General features: G+C 62.8%; 4 protein-coding genes. 2 read left to right on the forward strand and 2 right to left on the reverse strand.

The annotated features are described in order from the left end of the window. The first annotated feature begins 6 nt into the window (after positions 1 to 6). The gene (gene bhcD / locus A2I95_RS28410) at positions 7 to 972 is read left to right on the forward strand and encodes an iminosuccinate reductase BhcD (RefSeq protein ID WP_291735308.1); all 966 of its coding nucleotides are present in this window, start codon (positions 7 to 9) and stop codon (positions 970 to 972) included. A 96-nt stretch (positions 973 to 1068) separates the two neighbouring features. Beyond that, positions 1069 to 1581 carry an AmiS/UreI family transporter gene (locus tag A2I95_RS28415; protein ID WP_291735304.1) on the forward strand — a complete coding sequence of 171 codons (513 nt, stop codon included), beginning with the start codon at positions 1069 to 1071 and terminating at the stop codon, positions 1579 to 1581. A 63-nt stretch (positions 1582 to 1644) separates the two neighbouring features. Here A2I95_RS28415 and A2I95_RS28420 read toward each other — a convergent pair whose 3' ends face one another. Next, a complete protein-coding gene (locus tag A2I95_RS28420; RefSeq protein ID WP_291735306.1) occupies positions 1645 to 3081 on the reverse strand; it encodes a nucleobase:cation symporter-2 family protein in 1437 nt (478 codons plus the stop codon). 62 nt (positions 3082 to 3143) lie between these two features. Next, on the reverse strand, positions 3144 to 3295 hold a 152-nt coding region (locus A2I95_RS28425), incomplete at its 5' end, for an ureidoglycolate lyase (RefSeq protein WP_291735310.1).

A 3295-nucleotide genomic window follows, 5' to 3' on the forward strand; every position in this document is an offset into this window, starting at 1 on the left:
ACAGACATGTATATCGTTCCGGAAAAGGCGATTGCGGACCTGGTGACCCGCGAAGCCTCGTTCGACGCGGTCGAGAAGGTCTTTGCCGCAATGGCCGCAGGCGATGCTTACAACTTCCCCGTCGTGCGCGAGGCGATCGGCCATGAAGATGCGCTTTACGGCTTCAAGGGCGGCTTTGACCGCGCAGGCCTGACCCTTGGGCTGAAGGCCGGCGGCTACTGGCCGAACAACCTGGAAAAGCGCGGGCTGATCAATCACCAGTCCACCGTCTTCCTGTTCGACCCGGACACCGGCAAAGTGAAGGCGATGGTGGGCGGCAACCTGCTGACCGCGCTGCGCACGGCGGCAGCGTCCTCGGTGTCGATCAAACATCTAGCCCGCAAGGACGCCAAGGTGATCGGCATGATCGGCGCAGGGCATCAGGCCAAGTTCCAGCTGCGCGCTGCACTGGAGCAGCGGCAGTTTGAAAAGGTCATCGGCTGGAATCTGCACCCGGAGATGCTGCCGAACCTTCAGGAAGTGGCAGACGAGGTCGGCCTGCCATTTGAAGCGGTCGAACTGGACGGCATGCGGGAGGCGGATGTGATCGTCTCGATCACCTCGTCCTTCGACGCGATCCTGAAGGCGGATCAGGTCAGCCCCGGCACCCACATTGCCTGCATGGGTACCGATACCAAAGGCAAGCAGGAAGTCGATCCGCAGTTGCTGGTCGCAGCAGACGTGTTCACTGATGAGGTCGCCCAGTCGGTCTCCATCGGCGAGGCGCAGCATGCAATTGCGCAGGGCCTGATCCAGAAGGGCGACGTGGCCCAAATTGGCGCGATCATCAACGGCACCAACCCGGGCCGCACCTCGGACGACCAGATCACCTTGTTCGACGGCACCGGCGTCGGCCTGCAGGATCTGGCCGTCGCGGCCTCCGTGGTTGAAGTGGCGGTTGAAAAAGGCATCGCTATCGAGGTCGATTTCTAAGTCCCAGCCAGAAACACATTCTGCAAATATCCGCATAGCGGAACGGCAGGAGAGAGGTGTACCTCTCTCCTGTTTTTTCTTTGAGGGACTCCAAACATGTTTCTGGGATTGAGCCTGCTGGTGGTCGGCGTGGTGCTGTGCCTGAACGGCGTCTGGCAAGCCGACCGGATCCAGGACCGGGAAATCATTCTGATCAATGCGGTCGCGGCGCTGGTGTTCTTTGCCATCATTCTGCTGATTGCCCTTGATGCCCGGCAGCCGGCAGACCTGTTGGATGCGGGCATGACCCTGCTGTTCGGCACCACCTATCTGTGGATTGCCTACAACCGCGCGGTTTCCTCCAGCGGCGAGGGTCTGGGCTGGTTCAGCGGGTTTGTGGCGCTGACCGCGGCGCCCATGGCGTTGCGCGTGCTGGCGCAGGCGGAGGGGCTATTCGATGTCTGGCTGGCCGCCTGCTGGGCCGCCTGGTCCGGGCTCTGGTTCCTGTATTTTCTGAACCTCGCGCTCAGGCGCGGAAACCCCCGGCTGACCGCCATGGCAACGCTGTTGTGCGGGATCTTCACCGGCTGGCTGCCCGGTCTGGTGGTTTTACACGGGCTGACTGGCTGAGGCCGCAACGAAAAAGCCGGCCCATCAAGGGCCGGCTCTTGCTTTCAATTCATGCAGCTTGCGTCAGGCGCGGTCCTCATGCGGCAACGACCCGCGGCCGTGGCCGCTTAGCCCGCCGGAGACTTCCTCAGTCGCCTCACCCGTCAGTTCCTGCGGCAGCAGCAGGTTCAGAACGATGGCAATCAGCGCCGCCGGCAGCAGGCCGCTGGTCAGCAGGATGCGCGCGGTGTCCGGCATGTGCTGCAGTGCGCCGGGTTCCAGCTGCAAGCCAAGGCCGATGGACAGGGAGATCGCAAAGATCACCATGTTGCGGCGGTTCCAGTCCACGTCCGACAGCATCGACACACCAGCCGCAACCACCATGCCGAACATCACGATCACACCGCCGCCCAGCACCTCGATCGGCACGGTGCGGATCACCGCGCCCACTTTGGGCACCAGGCCGCAGACGATCAGGAAGATGGCACCGCAGGTCACAACATGGCGGCTCATCACCCCGGTCATCGCGATCAAGCCGACGTTCTGGCTGAAGGAGGTGTTGGGGAAGGCGCCAAAGAAGCCGGCAAAAGCGGTGCCCATACCATCGGCGTAGGTCGCGCCTGCAATTTCCTCCTCGGTCGCCTCGCGGCCTGCGCCGCCCTTGGTCACACCGGAAACGTCACCGACGGTTTCAACCGCAGAGACAAAGCTCATCAGGCAGAAGCCGATGATGGCGGCGGCGGAGAACTCGAAGCCGTATTTGAACGGCTGCGGCAGAGCAAAGGCGGAGGCCCCGGACCAGGAGCCGGAAATCGCCTCGAAGGTCAGCATGCCGGTCATCAGCGCATAGACATAACCCACGATCAGACCCAGCAGCACGGCAGAGACCGAGAGCATCCCCTTGGTGAAGAACTTGAGGCCCAGGGTCACCAGGATTACCACCAGCGCCGCCGACCAGTTCAGCAGCGAGCCGTATTCCGGTGTGCCAATGGCCGGCACCCCGCCTGCGGCGTATTGGATGCCGACCTTGACCAGCGCCAGACCGATCATCGTCACCACCAGGCCGGTGACCAGCGGCGGCAGGGCAAAGCGGATCTTGCCGATCACCGTGCCGAGCATACCGTGAAAGATGCCACCCACGATGACGCCGGTGAACAGGGCGGCCAGCCCGTCCACGCCCTTGCCCGCAACCAGCGGGATCATGATCGGCAGGAAGGCAAAGGAGGTTCCCTGCACAATCGGCAGCGCCGAGCCAACCGGACCCAAGGTGATGGTCTGCAGCAGCGTCGCAATGCCGGCAAACAGCATCGACATCTGGATTAGGTACAGCAGCTCAGGGAAATCCGGCGAATTGGAGCCGAAACCGAACCCGGCGGCACCGGCAACAATGATCGCGGGCGTCACGTTCGAGACGAACATCGCCAGCACGTGCTGGATGCCCAGCGGGATCGCCTTGTGTAAGGGCGGGGTGTAATTCGGGTCGCGCAGCTGTGCCGGCGTCCCAATGGAAGTGTCAGCCATGTCTTCTCCTGTCGGTCATGGGGATCTTGCCGCTTCTTTTTTGGCGGCTTCGGTGTGTGTGGTTAGTCTGAAACCACGGTGTAGGGGTTCTGGAACCAGTGTTCTTCCAGGTTCGGGGTCTGTCCGATGCGGTCGACCACGATGTACTGGCCGGGCGCTCCCAGCGGGGCGAGCACCCCGTGCCAAGTGCCCCGGTGCAGGTTGATGGACTGGC

Source organism: Leisingera sp. F5 (assembly GCF_001593695.1).

Excerpts from the sequence above, each read along its gene's own strand:
- bhcD (WP_291735308.1), top strand. The coding sequence starts at position 7 with ATGTATATCGTTCCGGAAAAGGCGATTGCGGACCTGGTGACCCGCGAA.
- A2I95_RS28415 (WP_291735304.1), top strand. The coding sequence starts at position 1,069 with ATGTTTCTGGGATTGAGCCTGCTGGTGGTCGGCGTGGTGCTGTGCCTG.
- A2I95_RS28420 (WP_291735306.1), bottom strand. The coding sequence starts at position 3,081 with ATGGCTGACACTTCCATTGGGACGCCGGCACAGCTGCGCGACCCGAAT.